This window comes from Stenotrophomonas sp. 364, assembly GCF_009832905.1.
GTDB lineage: Bacteria > Pseudomonadota > Gammaproteobacteria > Xanthomonadales > Xanthomonadaceae > Stenotrophomonas > Stenotrophomonas maltophilia_AP.
In genome coordinates this window covers 504,674-522,147 of sequence record NZ_CP047135.1, presented here as the reverse complement: position 1 = coordinate 522,147, position 17,474 = coordinate 504,674, and the positions used below count along the sequence as shown (strand labels likewise).

Genomic DNA, 17,474 nt, shown 5'->3' with positions numbered 1-17,474 from the left:
ATGACGGTCTCGGGCGGGAGCGATTGGAGAACTCGGCCGCCGGCACCCTGGAGTGTCTGCGGTGACAACACCGCGGATCATCGGCCGTGCCCGCGCAGATATGCGCATGGGAACGCGGCTGACATCCGCAAGTGGCAGGGGCGGGAGGATTCGAACCTCCGAATGCCAGGATCAAAACCTGGTGCCTTGGGCCTCTTGGCGACGCCCCTGCATCAAAATCAATAACGCTCGAGTACATCAAGCAGTGGCGAGCGCTCCACGCCCGCAGCCACCCATGCCCGCAGTCCTTCCGGCAACTGCGCCAGGCCCTGCTCTGCAGCAGCGCGCGTGGCGAACTCGACGAAACAACCGCTTCCCGACCCGGTGAGTCGTGCCCGGCCGATCCTGCTCAACGCTGCAAACGCTGCCTCTACGGCAGGCTCGCGACGGCGCAGTACCGGCTCGAACGCATTCCCGAGCAAAGACCCGGAAGCGAAGTCCGCTATTTTCGCCACTGGGGCGTCGCGCGTCAAATGCGGATCTGCAAAAAGTCCGGCGGTCGGCGCATGCACGCCCGGATCGGCGATGACATACCAGGCCGGCGCGCGGGTGATCGGGGTGAGCTGCTCGCCGACGCCGTCGGCCCAGGCGTTGTGCCCCCGCACGAAAACCGGCACATCCGCGCCCAGCTGCAACCCCAACGCGGCCAGCGCATCGACGTCCAGGCCGGCGTTCCATAGACGGTTCAAGCCCACCAATACGGTGGCCGCGTCGGAGGAGCCGCCGCCGAACCCGCCGCCGGCCGGAATGTGCTTTTCCACGCCGATGTCCGCACCTTGGGCGACATTGGCGGCACGTTTAAGCAGCAGCACTGCACGTACAGCGAGATCATCCGCCTCTGCCACGCCCGCCAGCGAAGGCCCGTCGCGGCGCACCTGACCGTCCTCACGTACCCGCAGCCGGATCCGGTCGCCCCAATCAAGCAGCACGAACACGGTCTGCAGCTGGTGGTAGCCATCGGGTCGGCGGCCAGTGATGTTCAGGAACAGATTGAGCTTGGCCGGGGCCGGCCAGTGCGACCAGCCCGCGTTCAGGTCCGGGGCACTCATGGGCGGCCGAGCGTCCAGCTGTCGACCAGCACGCGCACTTTGGCGTCCCCGCTGGTCGCTTCGATCCGCCGGGGCAGCACCGGGCGGTCGCCTTCGGCCGGGTACCAGTCCAGGTACTGGATCTGCCAGCCCATCTGCTCGACCCGGCGCGGCCGACCGTCGCCGTCACGCTCGACGTGCTCGGCGGCGCCGGTGTCATCGGCCACCAGGCCACGTACCCAGTCGGGCAGCTGGTTGACCGGAATGTCCCAGCCGGTGGCCTCCAGCAGCACCTGCTGGGCGTCCTCGCCTTCGCGCGGCCCGCCCTCCAGGCCTTCCAGGCGCCCGCCTTCGTGGTGGCTGTCGCCGGTCAGCTTCCAGCTCTGGCGGGTGACCGGCGCGCTCAGTTCCACCACGTAGCGGCGCGCATCCTGCTGCCAGTCGATGCGCCCGTTGCCGCCATTGCGCCCCTTGTTGACCGCCACGCGGCCCTGGAAGCTCCACTGCGGCTGCGCACGCACGGCAGCCACGCGGGCCACTTCGGCGTGCTCGGCCTCGGCTGACACGGTGGTCACCACGGTGGGCGCGGCCGGGGCCTTGCGCTCGTCCAGCGACACGCAGGCCGACAACGATGCGGCCATCGCCAGCGCGGCGCCGGCCTTGAACAGGTTCAACGTCATACGCCGTATTTCTCGATCACGCGCTGCAGGGCGCGGTTGTCAGGGTCCAGTTTGCGTGCCTCGTCGAGGAAACGCCGTGCCTCGTCCTTGCGGCCCAGCACCCACAGCACTTCGCCGACGTGCGCGGCAACCTCGGCGTCCTTGCTCAGGGTCCAGGCGCGGCGCAGCTGCACCAGGGCTTCTTCGTTGCGGCCCAGGCGATACAGCACCCAGCCGTAGCTGTCGACGATGGCGGCGTTGTCCGGCTCGGCGACGCGGGCGCGGTCGATCAGCTCCAGTGCTTCCTGGTAGCGCTGGGTGCGGTCGGCCAGGGTGTAGCCCAGCGCATTGAGCGCGGCCACGTTCTCCGGGTCGGTGACCAAAATCTTGCGCAGGTCGGCTTCGGCGCGCGGCACGTCGTCGCGGCGCTCCCAGGCCAGGGCGCGGGCGTACAGCAGCGCGTTCTCGTCGGGGTAGGCCGCCAGACCACGGGCCAGGGCATCCAGCTCGCCGGGCAGGTCGTTGCCGCGCTGGCGCAGCTCGGCCTCCAGCAGGTAGGCGTCGCGGCGGGCCTCGTCATCGACGGTGGCGTCGGACTGGATCGCATGCACTTCGGCGAAGGCCTTGTCCGGGCGGCCCGCGTCGTACTGGGCATTGGCCGCGCGCAGGCGCGCTTCGGCCAGTTCCTCGCCCCCCGGCACGCTGTGGTACCAGTCCACTGCTTCGGCCGGGCGCTTGAGGTACTCGGCGATCTTGCCCAGCAGCAGGCGCTGGGCCGGGTCGGGCTTGGCCGCCTTGGCCGACAGCTCCTTATAAAGGAGCAGCAGGGCCGCATCGTCCTTCTGCTTGGCCAGCAGCGAGGCACGCATGCCCCAGGTCTGGACGTCCTGCGGCCCCACCGCCAGCACACGGGCCGCCGCGCGCGGGTCGCCCATGGTGTCGTAGGCGATCGCCAGCGCGTTGCGCAGGTCCGGGTCCTGGCGGCTCTTGGGCTCGACGCCGCGCAGCAGCGCCATCGCCTCGTCCTGCTTGCCGGCCTGGGCCAGCTGGCTGGCATTCAACAGCGCCACGCGGGGTTCGTTGGGGAAGCGCCGCACGACTTCGTCGACCATCCGCTTGGCCAGGTCCGGGCGCTCCATGCGCATGGCCAGGCGGCCCAGCTCCTGCCAGACCTCCAGTTGATCGGGAATCGCGTTGTCGTCCACCAGCCCGCCCAGCACCTGGGCCGGCACGGCCGGGTCGCGCCCGCCGCCGATCAAGGCGGCAATGGCGAACTTCCAGCCGCGCGGGTCCGGGTCCTTCAGCAGCGCCCCCAGTTCGATGCGCGCGCCGGCGATGTCGGCCTGGCGCATGTCCAACGCAGCGGCGGCGCTGCGCATGGCCAGGCTGCGCGGGGCACGCGCCTCCCACAGCGCCAGCGCCCGGGCGGCGCGCTTGTCGTCGTCGGCCAGCATGGAGATGCGGGTGGCGCGCTCGGCCAGCCCGGCGTCGTCGGTGCCGGCCTCGGCCGCTTCCAGGTACCAGCGCGCGGCATCGCCAAGCTTGCCGGCCTGCAGGGCGAACTCACCGGCCATGACCGGGGTCAACGGCGCGGTCGGGGCCGGGGTGGCCTTGGCTGCGGGGGCTGCCACGGGCGCCGGCGCCGGCGCTGCCAGGGCGTTGGCGACGGACAAGGACAGCAACAGAACGCTGGAGATGCGAATCAATGCGGGCATCGGGGGCTTCTGGCCTTAAAATGACGACTTGAATGGCCAGCAGCTTATCGCAAGCAACTGAACAATGACCCTGTGGGTGCTCGGACTGAATCACCAGACCGCGCCAGTGGAACTGCGCGAACGCGCGTCCTTTGGCGGCGACGCCCTGCCCCAGGCATTGGCGTCGCTGCGCGATACCCCGCAGGTGGCCGAAGCCGTGCTGCTGTCCACCTGCAACCGCACCGAGCTGTATGCGGTGGCCGAATCGGGTGAGGCACTGGCGCAGTGGCTGGAATCCCACGCCGGGAAGCTGCACGGCTACCTGTACCAGCACGCCGACGCCGATGCGGTGCGCCACCTGTTCCGGGTGGCCACCGGGCTGGACTCGATGGTGCTGGGCGAGCCGCAGATCCTGGGCCAGGTCAAGGACGCCTGGGCCATCGCGCGTGACCACGGCCTGCTGGGCCAGCGCCTGGACCGGCTGTTCCAGCAGACCTTCTCGGTGGCCAAACGCGCGCGTACCGATACCCGCGTGGGTGCCAACCCGATCTCGGTGGCCTCCACCGCGGTGCGCCTGGCGCAGAACTCGTTCGCGCGGCTGGAAGACTCCACGGTGCTGCTGGTGGGCGCTGGCGAGACCATCGAACTGGCCGCCCGGCACCTGAGCGAAGGCAAGGTGCGCCGCCTGCTGGTGGCCAACCGCACGCTGGCCCATGCCCAGGAACTGGCCAGCCGCCATGGCGGCGTGGCACTGCCGCTGACCGAGCTGGAGCGCCACCTGGGCGAGGCCGACGTGGTGTTTTCGGCCACCGCCGCCCGCGAGCCGGTGATCGCCCGCGCGCATGTGGCCGCCGCACTGAAGACCCGCAAGCACAAGCCGATGCTGCTGTTCGACCTGGCCGTGCCGCGCGATATCGAGGCGGGCGTGGGCGAACTGCCCGATGCCTTCCTGTACACCGTGGACGATCTGGAGCGGGCGGTCGAAGACAACCGTCGCAGCCGCCGCGAGGCCGCTGCCGAAGCCGAGGCGATCATCGAGCTGCAGGTGGCCCGCTTCGTCGAAACCCTGCAGGCCAGCGCCCACCAGGCACCCCTGCGGCAACTGCGCGCGTACGGCGAAGCGACCCGCGTGGAAATGCTGGACAAGGCCCGCCAGCAGCTGGCCCACGGCAAATCACCGGACGAAGTGCTGGAACTGCTGGCCCACGGCCTGACCAACCGCCTGTTGCACCCGCCCACCGCCGCGCTGCGCGCGGCTGCGCTGAGCGGCGATACTGAGCTGACCCGCGCCGCCGAGCGCCTGTTCCCGGCCAAGCCGGGCTACCAACATCCTGCTGTGAAGACTGATGACGCCGACCCTGCGCCGTAAGCTGGAAGCGCTGGCCGAACGCCGCGAAGAACTGGAACGCCTGCTTGCCGACCCGGCCGTGGTGAACGACAACGACCGTTTCCGCGCGTTCTCGCGCGAGTTCGCGCAGCTGCAGCCGATTGCCACGGCCCTGGCCGACGAGGCCCGTGCGCTGGCCGACCTGGCTGCGGCCGAAGCCATGCGCGGCGACCCGGACCTGCGCGAGCTGGCCGAAGAGGAAATCACCGCCGCCCAGCAGCGGCTGCAGCAGCTGGACCAGGAACTGGCGCTGCTGCTGGTGCCGCGCGACCCGCGCGACGACGGCAACCTGTTCCTGGAAGTGCGGGCCGGTACCGGGGGCGATGAGGCCGCGATCTTCGCCGGCGACCTGTTCCGCATGTACGCCCGCTACGCCGAGCGCCAGGGCTGGAAGGTGGAGATCGAGTCGGACAGCCCCGGTGAACACGGTGGCTACAAGGAAATCGTGGCCCGCGTGGTCGGCCGCGGGGCCTATTCCAAGCTGAAGTTCGAGTCCGGCACGCACCGCGTGCAGCGCGTGCCGGCCACCGAGTCGCAGGGCCGCATCCACACCTCGGCGGCGACGGTGGCGATCATTCCCGAAGCGGACGAAGTGGATGACGTGGTAATCAACCCGGCCGACCTGCGCGTGGATACCTTCCGCTCCTCCGGCGCCGGCGGGCAGCACGTCAACAAGACCGAATCGGCGATCCGCATCACCCACGTGCCGTCCGGCGTAGTGGTGGAATGCCAGACCGAACGCAGCCAGCACGCCAACCGCGACAAGGCGATGAAGCGCCTGAAGGCCCAGCTGCTGGATGCCGAACGCAACAAGCAGGCCGCAGCCACGGCCGAGAGCCGCCGGCTGCAGGTGGGCAGCGGCGACCGCAGCCAGCGCATCCGCACCTACAGCTTCCCGCAGGGGCGCATCACCGACCACCGCGTGGAAGGGCTGACCCTGTACGACCTGCCCAACATCATCGCCGGCGAGCTGGACACCCTGGTGGAACGGCTGATCCACGAGCACCAGGCCGACGAGCTGGCGCAGCTGGCGGCGGGTACCTGAGGATGGAGGCGGACCGGCAGCAGCTGCGCCTGGCGGTGCAACACCAGCCGGCCGATTTCATCGCCTGGGTCATGCTGGCCGATGCCGAACTGGAGGCCGGCGATGTTCCGGCCGGCGAGCACGCCGCCACGCGTGCACTGCAGTTGCGCGACCATCACCCCGAAGCGTTGGCCCGGCTCGGTCGTGCGCGCTGGATGCAGGCACGCCACGCCGAGGCGGCCGCGCTGCTGCGCCAGGCGTCCGACCGCGCGCCGCAACACCCCGGCATCGCGCTGTGGCTCGGCCACGCGCTGGAGGATGCCGGCCAGCCGGAGGCCGCTGCCGATGCATACCGGCATGCGCACACGCTACTGCCGGGCGAACCCTACATCACCGCGCAACTGCTCAACTGGCAGCGTCGGCTGTGCGACTGGCGCAACATCGAGCGCCTGTCGGCACAGGTGCGCCAGGCCGTCGCGCAGGGCCAGGCCGCAGTGGAGCCGTTTGCGTTCCTGAGCGAAGACGGCAGTGCCGCCGAACAACTGGCCTGTGCGCGGCAACGCGCCGCGGTCATCAGCGCCAGCGTGCGGCCGTTGCCCGCCACCACCGTGCGCCGCCAGGGCCGCCTGCGCGTGGGCTTTCTGTCCAACGGCTTCGGCGCGCATCCCACCGGGCTGCTGATCGTGGCGCTGCTGGAACAGCTGGCCGCCGCCGGCCGCCTGGACCTGCACCTGTTCGCGCTGACCGCCAGCGATGGCAGCCCCCTGCGGGCACGCCTGCAGGCGGCCGCCACGCAGGTGCACGAGGTGGGCGCGCTGCCGCACCCGCAGGTCGCCGCGCGCATCCGGGACACCGCCATCGACGTGCTGTTCGACCTGCGCGGCTGGGGCGGCGGCGGTACCCCGCAGGTGCTGGCGATGCGCCCTGCCCCGGTGCAGGTGAACTGGCTGGCCTATCCGGGTACCTCCGGCGCGGACTGGATCGACCACGTGCTGGCCGACGCGTTCGTGCTGCCCGCGTCGCTGGTCGCCGGATTCAGTGAGCAGGTGCGGTACCTGCCACGGGCGTTCCAACCGTCGGACACCACCCGCGTGCTCGCCGCGCCGCCGTCGCGCGAGGACTGCGGACTGCCGGCACAGGGCGTGGTGCTGTGCTGCTTCAACAACAGCTACAAGCTCAATCCGCGCAGCGTGCAGCGCCTGTTCGCGGTGCTGCATGGGGTGCCCGGCAGCGTGCTGTGGCTGCTGTCCGGCCCGGGCAACGCCGATGCGCGGCTGCGCAGCGCGGCGCGCCAGGCGCAGCTGGATCCGGCACGGCTGGTGTTCATGCACAAGCTGCCGCACCCGGCGTACCTCGCGCGCTACCAGCACGCCGACCTGTTCCTGGACACCCACCCCTACAACGCACACACCACCGCCTCCGATGCCCTGTGGGCCGGCTGCCCGGTGCTGACCTGCCCCGGCGCGACGTTCGCCTCGCGCGTGGCCGGCAGCCTCAACCATCACCTGGGGCTGGCGCGCATGAACGTGGCCGACGATCGCGCCTTCGTGGCCACCGCCATTGCGTTGGGCAACGACGCACAGGCACTGCAGGCCTTGCGCGCCGAACTGGCGCAGCGCCGCGGTGACAGCGGCCTGTTCGACATGGCCGGGTTCGCCCGTGATTTCAGCGCGGTGGTGGAAGACTTGGCGCGCGAACGCGGTTGGCAGGGCGCGGCGTGACATCCGGCGCGGGATCGCCACGCGTGCTGTCGTTGCTGGAAGAACAGCGCGCGCAGGCGGTCGCGGTGCTGCGCGACACAGCTGGCGACCCTGCCGCGTTGGCGTGGAAGGCCGAGCTCGACCTGGCCATCGCCCGCCTGCAGTGGTGCACACAGCATGCGATCGACGGTCGTGCCGTGGCCACGGTGCTTCCCTGGCCGGCCGATGCGTTCGGGTCGTTTGCCGTGTTCGAATGCAACGATGAGGGCGCGCCGATGGCGAAGGGCCCGCTGCAGATGGCCGGCGAACCGGTGGTGCTGATGCCGGGCGACCTCCTCGTGCACCGGCCGCGTGCGCTGCCCGACGACGCCGACAACGGCTGAACCTTCGCTGCGCTAGGCTCGGGGTTCCCAACGATGACCGAGGCACGTGGATGGGCAAGCTCAAGCGCAAGGAGTACGAGGCCCTGCTGGAACCCATGCAGCTGGAGCTGATCGCGATGGCGCGCTGGGTGCAGCACACCGGCCAACGCGTACTGGTGCTGTTCGAAGGCCGCGATACCGCCGGCAAGGGCGGTGCGATCCAGGCCATCGCCGAGCACCTCAATCCGCGCCAATGCAAGGTGGTGGCGCTGCCCAAGCCGACCGACCGCGAAAGCACGCAGTGGTATTTCCAGCGCTATCTCGCGCACCTGCCGGCCGGCGGCGAGATCGTGCTGATGGACCGAAGCTGGTACAACCGCGCCGGGGTTGAACACGTGATGGGCTACTGCAGCGAACCGGAGTACCACGCGTTCCTGGCCCAGGCGCCGGTGATCGAGAAGCTGCTGGTGGACGACGGCATCCTGCTGTTCAAGTACTGGCTGGGCGTGGACCAGGCGCAGCAGGAAAAGCGGTTTGCCGAGCGCCACCTGAACCCGCTCAAGGGCTGGAAGCTGTCGCCGGTGGACCTGGAGTCACGCAGCAAGTACAGCGCCTACACCGACGCGCGCGAAGCGATGCTGCGCGCGACCCACCGTGACGAGGCGCCGTGGACGCTGGTGGACTTCAACGACCAGAAGCGCGGTCGGCTGGCGCTGATCCGCAATCTGCTCGACCGCCTGCCCGACACCCGCGTGGACGAACCGGAACTGGCGTTGCCGCCGTTGAAGGGCAAGCTGCACAAGGAGCAGTTCGGGGTGCTGCCGCCGATCGACGCGTTCGAGATTCCGTAAGGCTGCAGACGCCTGCCGCGGTGCATCGGCTTCGTGGAACAGAACCCGAGGGGGTAGAGCCGGGCTCTGCCCGGCTGCAGCGCGCAGCACGGTGGAAGCGCCGCAGACGCCACCCGCAGATACATCGCCTTTGGTAAAGCAGCCGGGCAGAGCCCGGCTCTACGATTCAGCCTTCCTTGATGCGCGACTCGATGTCGTGTGCAGTGACCGGGCCGAGGAACTCCTTGGCGACCTTGCCGTCCGGCGCGATCAGGTAGGTCAGCGGCAGGCCGCGCGGAATGGCGAAATCCTCGGGCGGGTTGTAGGTGTCCACGATGACAATCGGATAGGTTACCGGGCGCTTTTCAAGGAATGCCTTCATCTCGGCCGGCTCGATGTCCTCGTACGCCAGGCCGACCACCTCGATCTCGCTGCGCATCGCGTGCAGCGCCGACAGCTCCGGCATCTCCTTGCGGCACGGTGCACACCAGGTGGCCCAGAAATTGACCACTACCCACTTGCCGCGATGTGCGGCCAGGTCGTAGGTGCTGCCGTCCAATGCCGGCAACGTCAGGGTGGGACGTTCGACGGTCTTGCGATCGGTCGGCGCAACCTCGGTGGCCGCTGGCGCGGCCGGTTCTGCGACGGCGGCCGGTGGCGCGGTCGGCGCGGTCGGCGCGGATGCGGTGGCGTCGGGCTGGGCGTTGGGCTTGTTGCAGGCAGCCAGGGCCAGCAGGCCCACGGCCAGCAGCAGGGGCTTGGCGGTCATGGTGTATCTCCGGGAGTCGAGTAGATATCGCTGACGCGGCGCTTGAGCAGTTCGCGCAACGGCAGGCGCAGGGCATCCAACGCCAGTACCGAGGCCTGGCCCAGGCTGTCGTCGCGGTACGGCAGGTAGGCTTCGCGCACCGGGATGCGCATCTGCGTGGTCTCGTACAGATCGGCCAAGGTCAGCTTGTCCAGGTCGCGCGCCAGCAGCCATTCGCCGCGCTCATCGCGCCGCACCACACGGATGGCCTCCAGGTCGCAGAGCATGGTCTGCAACAGCGAGTCGGTGAGCATGGGCTCCAGCCGCAGGATCTCGTCATCATCCAGGCTGTGGCCTTCGGCACGGGCCTGCTGGAACCGCCCGATCAGGCGCAGCAGGCCGTAAATCTCATAGCCGGTGGGCAGGCGCAGCTCGGCCGGCTGGTAGCGGAAGGCAGCGACCGAGGACGCGAGCGAGGCTCCGAGCAGCACCGACACCCAGCACAGGTAGATCCACAGCAGCAGGATCGGCACGAAGGCGACCGTGCCATAGAGCTTCTGGTAGGACTGGAAGCTGCCCAGATAGGCGCCCATGCCCCACTTCACCAGTTCCAGCATCACCGCGGCCAGGATCGCGCCGGGAATGGCGTGCCGCCACTTCACCGTGTGGTGCGGCACCACGCGGTAGACCAGCGTGATGCAGACGAACTCGATCAGAATCGGAGCCACGGTCAGCGAGAAATTGGCCAGCCAGCGGCCTTCGCTGGTGCCGAACAGGGGCAGCGCGAACACCCGCGCCGATACCGCCAGCGAGGCGGCGGCCAGCATCGCGCCGAGGGTCAGCACGGTCCAGTAGACCAGGAAGCGGGTCAACTTGGGCCGGGTGGAGCCCACGCGCCAGATCTGGTTGAAGGTTTCTTCCACGCTGTTGAGGGTGATCAGCAGCGACACCACCAGCGCGATGAAACCGGCGGCGGTGAGCTGGCCGGCACTGGCCGAGAACTGGCGCAGGTAGCCTTCGGCGGCGCGCGCGGCGTTGGGCACGAAGTTGGAGAACACGTAGTCGCTGAGCTGGTCGCTCCAGCGGTCGAACACCGGGAACGCCGACAGGACGCCGAACACCACGATGGCCAGCGGCACCAGCGCGAACACGGTGGTGTAGGCCAGCGAGGCCGCGGCCTGGAACAGGCGGTCGTCCAGGAAGCGCCGCCACAGGAAGCGGCCGAAGCTGGCGGCACGCTTGCGATCGCGCACGCGCTCCATCCAGAGGTTCACGGTGTCGAGGGGTTCCATCGGCGCAAGGGTACCCGAAGAGGGGTGTGCGGGACTGCATCGCATCGCCATACTGGCCGCTGGTCCGGATGAGATGACGCGCGATGGCGGAAATACTGGTGCTCTACTACAGCCGCGGTGGTTCGGTGGCCCGGCTGGCCCGCCAGATCGCGCGGGGCATCGGCGAGGTGCCGGGCATGAGCGCGCGGCTGCGCACGGTGCCGCCAGTGGCGGCGGTGACGCAGACTGCCCGCCCGCCGGTGCCCGAAGATGGCGCGCCCTATGTGGACATCGGTGATCTGGCCGAGTGCGACGGCCTGATACTGGGCAGCCCGACCCGTTTCGGCAACATGGCCGCGCCGGTGAAGCACTTCCTGGATGGGCTGGGTGCCGAATGGGTCAATGGCACCCTGGCTGGCAAGCCGGCGGCGGTGTTCACCTCGACGGCCTCGTTGCATGGTGGCCAGGAATCGACCCTGCTGTCGATGCAGGTGCCGCTGCTGCACCACGGTTGTCTGATTGTCGGCATTCCCTTCACCGAGCCGGCGCTGAGCCATACGACCACCGGTGGCACGCCCTACGGGGCCAGCCACGTGGCCGGGGCCGACGACAATCCGGTACCGAGCGAAGATGAGGCGATCCTGGCACGCGCGCTGGGCCGGCGCGTGGCCGACATCGCGCGGCGGCTGGCATGAACGGCCGCGCGCAGGACGCGATCCTGGCCCTGCTACTGGTGGCGCTGGCGGCGGTGTATGCGCTGTGGTTCGCGCAGGACCGGCATTGGCTGGCCACGCAGCTGGTGTTTACCCTGCCGCCGCTGCTGCTGGCGCTGGGGGTGTGGCTGCGGCGCGGCAAGGCGGCCTTCTGGGCCGGGGTGCTGGCGCTGTTCTGGTTCAGCCACGGGGTGATGAGCGCCTGGAGCCACCCGGAAACGGCCGGCTGGGCATGGGCGGAGCTGCTGCTGGCGCTGGCGGTGATCGGGGTGGGCAGTGGTCCGGGGCTGCGCCGCCGCTTCGGGAAGCGCTGACCGGTTGGCGGCCCGCGGCTGCGGGGCGGCGCTGGCGGTCGTATCATCTGCATCCCGGCGCGGGCTGCCCGCACGGTTCTGACCGCTATCCAGGAAGCCTGCAATGGACGAACTACTGATCATCACCACCGGTGGCACGATCGACAAGATCTACTTCGACGACAAGTCGGACTACCAGATCGGCGATCCGCAGATCGGGATGATCCTGCGCGAGCTGGGCGTGACGTTCCGTTTCAATGTGATTCCGATCCTGCGCAAGGATTCGCTGCACATCACCGACGAGGACCGCGAGCTGATCCGCGCGACCATCGCCGCGCAGCCGACGCGCCACGTGCTGGTGACGCACGGCACCGATTCGATGGTGCAGACCGGCCAGGTGCTGCGGAGCATCGCCGACAAGACGATCGTGATGACCGGCGCACTGAGCCCAGCCCGTTTCCGCGGCTCGGACGCGGAGTTCAACATCGGCTGCGCGATCGGCGCGGTGCAGTCGCTGGCCAGCGGCGTGTACATCGCCATGAACGGCCGCATCTGGAACCCGGAGCACGTGCGCAAGAACGTGGCAGCGAACCGGTTCGAAGAAGCCTGATCGGAGGGGGGAAGGTTTTTTGGCGGCTGCCGGCAGAAGCCGGGGCCAAAGCTACTTCCAAAACCACGTCTGGAGCCACGTCCAAAGCGACACCGCCTGCGTTCCGGGCCGGGCGGGGGTGTGCGGGTTCGCGGGGCACGCCGCAAGTACATCCGTGTAGGCTCGTGCGCCGCATCCATGCGGCGCAACGGCCCCGCGCCCCCACACACCCCCACCCCAGACAGTTGGCCGGTGCCCATCGAAGACCAACCCCGTAGAGCCGACCGTTGGTCGGCTGCTTCGCTGCTCTGCTTTCGGCTGTTCGTTGCGCACCAGCAAATTTTCGGGGGTGGGTACGGGTGGGTTGGCGGGACCGTTGGGCGCCATGGATGGCGCTCACGAGCCTACACGGACGTACTTGCGGCGTGTCCCGCCAACCCACCCGTACCCGGCCAAGCCAGCGCAGGCACAAACGCCCGGCCGTTGATCCTGCTTCGGCTCTGGCTCTGGCTCCGGCTCCGGCTCCGGCTCCGGCTTTCAGCTTCTAAAAAAAAATCCCCCCCAAAAAAAAACGCCCCGACCGAAGTCGGGGCGTGCCCATTGGAGAGGGATGTGGGCTCAGTACTGCGCGGTCAGGGTGACCCCGGAGAAGGTCGAATAGCCCTTCACCCGCACGTGCCAGGTACCGGCCGCCGGTGAAGTGATCGTGCAGGTCTCGTTGTTGCCGCTCAGATACGGACGGCAGTTGTACACAGTGTCAGTCGGCGCGCTGCCCGAACGCACGTACAGGTCCGCATCACCGCTGCCACCGGCGATGCTCACCTTCAGCTGCGAACGGCCCGACGGCACCACCACCGTATAGGACAGCGATGCCCCGCTGGCCGCCCCCAGACCGGTGACCGGCACATTGTTCTGCAGCACCGTGCCCGTACCCGGGTTCGGATTGGTCCCGCCCAGCGCCGCCGTGACCGCCGCATCGGCGTCCACGATGCCCGCGCCGCACCCGCCGCTGCACGCACCCGGCAATGCACGCGCCGTGTTCTTCAGCAACGTCTCGATCGCCGCCGGCGTCAACGCCGTCGGTGCCACCGACTGCACCAGCGCCACCACGCCGGCGACGTGCGGCGCCGCCATCGACGTCCCGTTGTAGGACGCGTAGGACGCCGTGCCCGGCACCGTCGTACCGCTGTTGAGCGTGGACAGGATCGCCTGGCCCGGGGCCGAAATGTCGATGCCCGCACCGTAGTTGGAGAAGCTCGCGCGCGCGCCGGCCGACGTCGTGGCTGCCACGGCGATCACGTTGGCGCAGTTGGCCGGCACCGACGACGACACGTTGGTGTTGCTGTTGCCCGCCGCCACCACCACCGTGGTGCCGCGCGACACCGCACCGTTGATCGCGTTCTGGTAGGTCGTCGAACAGGTGCCACCGCCGCCCAGCGACATGTTGATCACTTCGGCCGGATTGGCATTGGCCGGCACGCCGCTGACGGTACCGCCGGAGGCCCACACGATCGCATCGGCGATGTCGGAGGTATAACCACCGCACTTGCCGAGCACGCGCACCGGCACCACCTTCGCGTTGAATGCCGTACCGGCCACGCCGGTGCTGTTGTTGGTCACCGCCGCGATGGTCCCGGCCACGTGGGTACCGTGCCAGCTCGAGTTCGACGCCGGAATGCCCGAGCCGCATTCGTTGGCGGCGTACCAGTCGCCTTCATCGTTCGGGTTGTTGTCACGCCCGCCGCCATCGCGCGCCATCGCCGCGTCGCTGATGAAGTCATAGCCGGGCAGGATGTTGGCGTTGAGGTCCGGATGGTTGGTGATGCCGGTGTCGATCACCGCCACCACCACGCCGGTGCCGGTGGCCTTGTCCCATGCCGGGCGCACGTTGATCGAGGCGTTGCTGGTGCCGAAGCCCCACTGCTCGGACAGGCGCGCATCATTGGGGACCAGGGTGGCGTGCATCAGCTGATCGACTTCGACGTATTCCACGTTCGGGTCGGCCGCCAGGCGGCGCATCAGCAGTTCCGATTCGGCCGCATCCAGCGGGCGATCGGCCTTGACCACGGTCGGGCCGATGGCCAGCTGGCGCAGCTTCTGCAGGCCCAGCGCGCGACCCTGCGCAGCCGGTACGGCAGAGGCCGCCGCCTTCAACGAACTGGCCAGTGCGGTCGGGGTGGCGACCAGATTGGCGCCATCCTTGTATTTGACGATGAAACGCTGGTGCGTCGGTGCCGACGACAAGCCGCTGAGCTGCACATCGCCGGCGAATGCCGGGGCGGCCAGCAGCAGGGTGGACAGGACGGACGCGCCGAGTACAACCAATGCACGCTGACGCAAACGGGGTTGCGAATCATGAGACATCGGATTTCCCTTTCAGACTGTGGATGCCGCGAACGCGGCTGAATTTCCAGTCCCGACCCGGGGGCTGTTGAACGCGATGGCGCGGATCAAGACCGGTTGCTGGATCGGTTCCCCTGAAATCAAACCGCCCATCGCGAACCTAGTGGGTCCCTGCGGGTTCAACAATGTTTCAGCCGCACTTCAGCGACATGAAATGTCGGATCTGAGACTTTTCGTGTCGAAGGTTTGTGAAAGTGAAGGAACTTGGCGCCTTCCGACCGGTCACATTGCGACATCGAATGTCTGTTTCGGCTGTCTGCCTCGGAAAAATGCAGACACGCCTTGCGCACCGGGGCCTGCGCCGTGCTGCCACCGCTGGACAATCCGCCTGCGCATGCGGAGGCCTGCACGACCGCCATGAAAAAACCCGCCTGTTGCCAGGCGGGTTTTCAGGGGTCATCCGGTGCTGGGCGCTTACGCGTCCAGACGCACCAGCCAACCGTGGCGGTCCGGCAGGCGACCGTACTGGATGTCGGTCAGCTCCTTGCGCAGCGACATGGTCACTTCACCGGCCGGCGCGTTGATGTCGCCCACCGAGAAGCCCTCGCCCTTGAGCTGGCCGATCGGGGTGACCACCGCCGCGGTACCGCAGGCGAACACTTCGGCGATCTCGCCGGAAGCCACGCCCTGCTTCCACTCGTCGATGGTGACCTTGCGCTCTTCGACCTTCATGCCACGGTCGCGGGCCAGCTGCAGGATGCTCTCGCGGGTGATGCCTTCCAGGATGCTGCCCGACAGCGCCGGGGTCACCAGGGTGCCGTCCTTGTAAACCAGGAACACGTTCATGCCGCCCAGTTCTTCCAGGTACTTGCCCTCGACCGGATCCAGGAACAGCACCTGCGAGCACCCCTGGGCCTGCGCCTTCTGCTGCGGCAGCAGCGAGGCGGCGTAGTTGCCACCGCACTTGGCCGCACCGGTGCCGCCCTTGGCCGCACGTGCGTACTCGGTGGACAGCCAGATCGACACCGGGGCCACGCCCTTGGCGAAGTACGGGCCGGCCGGGCTGGCGATCACGTAGTAGCCGGCCTTGTGCGCGCCGCGCACGCCGAGGAAGGCTTCATCGCCGATCATGAACGGACGGAAATACAGGCTGGATTCGTCAGCCGACGGCACCCAGCTGGCGTCCACGGCGATCAGCTGCTTGAGCGATTCGACGAAGATGTCCACCGGCAGTTCCGGCAGCGCCAGGCGCTGCGCCGAGCGCTGCAGGCGGCGGCCGTTGGCATCCGGGCGGAAGGTCCAGATCGAGCCGTCGGCGTGGCGGTAGGCCTTGATGCCTTCGAAGATCTCCTGGCCGTAATGCAGCACCGCCGCGGCCGGGTCCAGCTGCAGCGGGCCGTACGGACGCACGCTCGCGTTGTGCCAGCCGGTGTCCTTGTCCCACCGCACTTCCACCATGTGGTCGGTGAAATGCAGACCAAAACCGGGGGCGGCCAGGATGCGCTCGCGCTCCTCGCTGCTGCGCGGGGTGGCGGAACGGGTGGTGTTGAAGCTCACGGAAGACTGGGACACCGGATATTTCCTGTTCTGGTTACGGGGAACGCCGCGACGCCTGCTGGCGGTGGGCGGTTACAACATGCCGGTTTCGAGCCGGGCGGCCTCGGACATCATGTGGCGGCCCCACGGCGGGTCGAAGACCAGCTCGACGTCGGCCTGGGCCACCGTCGGAATCATCTCCAGCTTGCTGCGCACGTCATCGACCAGGATATCGCCCATGCCGCAGCCGGGCGCGGTCAGGGTCATGGTGACGTCGATCTCGCGCCGGCCGTCGTCCAGGTGCTTGAGGTCGACCTCATAGACCAGGCCCAGGTCAACGATGTTGAACGGAATTTCGGGATCGAAGCAGGTGCGCAGCTGCTGCCACACCAGTTTTTCGACTTCGTCATCGGAGGCGTTGTCAGGCAGCTCCAGCGCCGGCGCCGGTTCCTTTCCGATGGCGTCGCCATCCTTGCCGGCGATGCGGAACAGATTGCCTTCGACGAAGACGGTATAGCTGCCACCCAGTGCCTGGGTGATGTAGCCATAGCTGCCAGCGGGCAGCGTGACCGTTTCGCCCTGCGGGACCATGACGGCCTCGCAGTCGCGTTCGAAGTGGACAGGTTCACTGCTACGGGAATACATGTGGATCGATATGGGGGTCGCGGCCAATTCCCGCAAGGCGACCATTTTAGCCCAGCGGCCGCCCACGCGCCGGTCACCCCGCAAGCCGGTATCCTGTGGGCACTCACAGGAAGATTGCATGTCGCCCACGTCCGTGCCTGCCCGGAGCCGCCATTGGCTCTGGCCCCCGATGTTGCTGCTTGGTGTCGTCACGGCCATGTTGGCCTGGTTGTTCATTGCCCTGCTCAGCGGCCGTCAGGCCGGCTGGATGGCGGTGCTGGCGGCGCTGGACATCGCGTTCATGCTGCGCCTGGGCACCTTCCGCGCCGGCCCGGCCCGGGTGGTGGTGACCCTGCTGGCGACCCTGCTGGTTGCGCTGGCCGCCAACTGGGGCATCGCCTCGGCCTACCTGGGCGGCTCGATGGGCCTCAATCCGTGGGATTCATCGTTGCGGATGGGCCCATTCATGGCCTGGACGCTGATCGGCCTGGCCAACGGCGCCGCCGAATGGCTGTGGCTGGGCGTGGCGCTGGTGATCGGGTGGTGGGTGGCGAAGTAACCGCCCTGCGCGCCGACGGTAGTGCCGGCCGCTGGCCGGCTCTTCATGACGCCCCGCAAACGCATTGGAATTCAC

Annotated in this window: 17 protein-coding genes and 1 tRNA gene; 9 read left to right on the top strand and 9 right to left on the bottom strand. The window is 68.7% G+C overall.

Going from position 1 to position 17,474, the window contains the following annotated elements:
* Nucleotides 1-132 precede the first annotated feature (132 nt).
* From GQ674_RS02380 to GQ674_RS02365, 4 genes are all read right to left on the bottom strand, one after another.
* Nucleotides 133-209 (bottom strand) — tRNA-Gln (locus GQ674_RS02380).
* Nucleotides 210-218: 9 nt separating this feature from the next.
* Complete coding sequence (ispE, locus tag GQ674_RS02375) at nucleotides 219-1,088, bottom strand: 4-(cytidine 5'-diphospho)-2-C-methyl-D-erythritol kinase (protein ID WP_159495842.1); 870 nt, start codon at nucleotides 1,086-1,088, stop codon at nucleotides 219-221.
* On the bottom strand, nucleotides 1,085-1,747 hold the full coding sequence (gene lolB, locus GQ674_RS02370) for a lipoprotein insertase outer membrane protein LolB (protein ID WP_159495841.1): 663 nt from the start codon (nucleotides 1,745-1,747) through the stop codon (nucleotides 1,085-1,087). Before lolB ends, ispE begins: the two co-directional genes overlap by 4 nt.
* Nucleotides 1,744-3,441 (bottom strand): tetratricopeptide repeat protein, encoded by a 1,698-nt coding sequence (locus GQ674_RS02365; RefSeq protein WP_159495840.1) that lies wholly within the window; start codon nucleotides 3,439-3,441, stop codon nucleotides 1,744-1,746. Before GQ674_RS02365 ends, lolB begins: the two co-directional genes overlap by 4 nt.
* A 64-nt stretch (nucleotides 3,442-3,505) precedes the next feature.
* Between GQ674_RS02365 and hemA the strand changes: the two genes are divergently transcribed.
* From hemA to ppk2, 5 genes are read left to right on the top strand one after another with little or no spacing between them, the layout of a single operon-like run.
* A complete protein-coding gene (gene hemA, locus GQ674_RS02360; RefSeq protein WP_128095663.1) occupies nucleotides 3,506-4,789 on the top strand; it encodes a glutamyl-tRNA reductase in 1,284 nt (427 codons plus the stop codon).
* Nucleotides 4,767-5,852, top strand: coding sequence for a peptide chain release factor 1 (prfA, locus tag GQ674_RS02355; RefSeq protein ID WP_159495839.1), 1,086 nt, complete (start codon nucleotides 4,767-4,769; stop codon nucleotides 5,850-5,852). The genes hemA and prfA overlap by 23 nt, the downstream gene beginning before the upstream one ends.
* 2 nt (nucleotides 5,853-5,854) lie before the next feature.
* A complete protein-coding gene (locus GQ674_RS02350; RefSeq protein WP_159495838.1) occupies nucleotides 5,855-7,552 on the top strand; it encodes a tetratricopeptide repeat protein in 1,698 nt (565 codons plus the stop codon).
* Nucleotides 7,553-7,575: 23 nt separating this feature from the next.
* Entirely contained in the window at nucleotides 7,576-7,914 is a 339-nt protein-coding gene (locus tag GQ674_RS02345; RefSeq protein ID WP_159495837.1) for a hypothetical protein, read from the top strand.
* A gap of 50 nt (nucleotides 7,915-7,964) precedes the next feature.
* Nucleotides 7,965-8,744 (top strand): polyphosphate kinase 2, encoded by a 780-nt coding sequence (ppk2, locus tag GQ674_RS02340; protein ID WP_159495836.1) that lies wholly within the window; start codon nucleotides 7,965-7,967, stop codon nucleotides 8,742-8,744.
* Nucleotides 8,745-8,910: 166 nt separating this feature from the next.
* On the opposite strand, the gene GQ674_RS02335 is transcribed toward ppk2, so the two are convergent.
* Nucleotides 8,911-9,492 (bottom strand): TlpA disulfide reductase family protein, encoded by a 582-nt coding sequence (locus tag GQ674_RS02335; RefSeq protein WP_159495835.1) that lies wholly within the window; start codon nucleotides 9,490-9,492, stop codon nucleotides 8,911-8,913.
* Nucleotides 9,489-10,763 carry a YihY family inner membrane protein gene (locus tag GQ674_RS02330; RefSeq protein WP_128095668.1) on the bottom strand — a complete coding sequence of 425 codons (1,275 nt, stop codon included), beginning with the start codon at nucleotides 10,761-10,763 and terminating at the stop codon, nucleotides 9,489-9,491. Before GQ674_RS02330 ends, GQ674_RS02335 begins: the two co-directional genes overlap by 4 nt.
* Nucleotides 10,764-10,846: 83 nt before the next feature.
* On the opposite strand from GQ674_RS02330, the gene wrbA reads away from it, so the two are divergent.
* The 3 genes from wrbA (at nucleotide 10,847) to GQ674_RS02315 (ending at nucleotide 12,358) form a co-directional block, all read left to right on the top strand.
* Entirely contained in the window at nucleotides 10,847-11,437 is a 591-nt protein-coding gene (wrbA, locus tag GQ674_RS02325) for an NAD(P)H:quinone oxidoreductase (RefSeq protein ID WP_137190973.1), read from the top strand.
* On the top strand, nucleotides 11,434-11,769 hold the full coding sequence (locus tag GQ674_RS02320; protein ID WP_128095670.1) for a DUF2069 domain-containing protein: 336 nt from the start codon (nucleotides 11,434-11,436) through the stop codon (nucleotides 11,767-11,769). The genes wrbA and GQ674_RS02320 overlap by 4 nt, the downstream gene beginning before the upstream one ends.
* A gap of 103 nt (nucleotides 11,770-11,872) precedes the next feature.
* Nucleotides 11,873-12,358 (top strand): asparaginase domain-containing protein, encoded by a 486-nt coding sequence (locus GQ674_RS02315; RefSeq protein ID WP_038690351.1) that lies wholly within the window; start codon nucleotides 11,873-11,875, stop codon nucleotides 12,356-12,358.
* A 597-nt stretch (nucleotides 12,359-12,955) separates the two neighbouring features.
* On the opposite strand, the gene GQ674_RS02310 is transcribed toward GQ674_RS02315, so the two are convergent.
* The 3 genes from GQ674_RS02310 to sufT all read right to left on the bottom strand — a co-directional run bounded on the left by GQ674_RS02310 (nucleotide 12,956) and on the right by sufT (nucleotide 16,861).
* Nucleotides 12,956-14,701, bottom strand: a complete 1,746-nt coding sequence (locus tag GQ674_RS02310) for a S8 family peptidase (RefSeq protein WP_159495834.1) — start codon at nucleotides 14,699-14,701, stop codon at nucleotides 12,956-12,958.
* Nucleotides 14,702-15,154: 453 nt separating this feature from the next.
* Nucleotides 15,155-16,252 carry a branched-chain amino acid aminotransferase gene (locus GQ674_RS02305; protein WP_159495833.1) on the bottom strand — a complete coding sequence of 366 codons (1,098 nt, stop codon included), beginning with the start codon at nucleotides 16,250-16,252 and terminating at the stop codon, nucleotides 15,155-15,157.
* A gap of 57 nt (nucleotides 16,253-16,309) precedes the next feature.
* The gene (sufT, locus tag GQ674_RS02300; RefSeq protein ID WP_159495832.1) at nucleotides 16,310-16,861 is read right to left on the bottom strand and encodes a putative Fe-S cluster assembly protein SufT; all 552 of its coding nucleotides are present in this window, start codon (nucleotides 16,859-16,861) and stop codon (nucleotides 16,310-16,312) included.
* 118 nt (nucleotides 16,862-16,979) lie between these two features.
* On the opposite strand from sufT, the gene GQ674_RS02295 reads away from it, so the two are divergent.
* Nucleotides 16,980-17,399, top strand: a complete 420-nt coding sequence (locus GQ674_RS02295; RefSeq protein WP_159495831.1) for a hypothetical protein — start codon at nucleotides 16,980-16,982, stop codon at nucleotides 17,397-17,399.
* Nucleotides 17,400-17,474: the final 75 nt, after the last annotated feature.

Bases quoted from the DNA above. Each gene is read 5' to 3' on its own strand.
- GQ674_RS02320 (WP_128095670.1), top strand. From the start codon at position 11,434: ATGAACGGCCGCGCGCAGGACGCGATCCTGGCCCTGCTACTGGTGGCG.
- ppk2 (WP_159495836.1), top strand. From the start codon at position 7,965: ATGGGCAAGCTCAAGCGCAAGGAGTACGAGGCCCTGCTGGAACCCATG.
- ispE (WP_159495842.1), bottom strand. From the start codon at position 1,088: ATGAGTGCCCCGGACCTGAACGCGGGCTGGTCGCACTGGCCGGCCCCG.
- prfA (WP_159495839.1), top strand. From the start codon at position 4,767: ATGACGCCGACCCTGCGCCGTAAGCTGGAAGCGCTGGCCGAACGCCGC.
- sufT (WP_159495832.1), bottom strand. From the start codon at position 16,861: ATGTATTCCCGTAGCAGTGAACCTGTCCACTTCGAACGCGACTGCGAG.
- hemA (WP_128095663.1), top strand. From the start codon at position 3,506: ATGACCCTGTGGGTGCTCGGACTGAATCACCAGACCGCGCCAGTGGAA.
- lolB (WP_159495841.1), bottom strand. From the start codon at position 1,747: ATGACGTTGAACCTGTTCAAGGCCGGCGCCGCGCTGGCGATGGCCGCA.
- GQ674_RS02295 (WP_159495831.1), top strand. From the start codon at position 16,980: ATGTCGCCCACGTCCGTGCCTGCCCGGAGCCGCCATTGGCTCTGGCCC.
- GQ674_RS02365 (WP_159495840.1), bottom strand. From the start codon at position 3,441: ATGCCCGCATTGATTCGCATCTCCAGCGTTCTGTTGCTGTCCTTGTCC.
- GQ674_RS02330 (WP_128095668.1), bottom strand. From the start codon at position 10,763: ATGGAACCCCTCGACACCGTGAACCTCTGGATGGAGCGCGTGCGCGAT.
- GQ674_RS02310 (WP_159495834.1), bottom strand. From the start codon at position 14,701: ATGTCTCATGATTCGCAACCCCGTTTGCGTCAGCGTGCATTGGTTGTA.
- GQ674_RS02315 (WP_038690351.1), top strand. From the start codon at position 11,873: ATGGACGAACTACTGATCATCACCACCGGTGGCACGATCGACAAGATC.
- wrbA (WP_137190973.1), top strand. From the start codon at position 10,847: ATGGCGGAAATACTGGTGCTCTACTACAGCCGCGGTGGTTCGGTGGCC.
- GQ674_RS02350 (WP_159495838.1), top strand. From the start codon at position 5,855: ATGGAGGCGGACCGGCAGCAGCTGCGCCTGGCGGTGCAACACCAGCCG.
- GQ674_RS02335 (WP_159495835.1), bottom strand. From the start codon at position 9,492: ATGACCGCCAAGCCCCTGCTGCTGGCCGTGGGCCTGCTGGCCCTGGCT.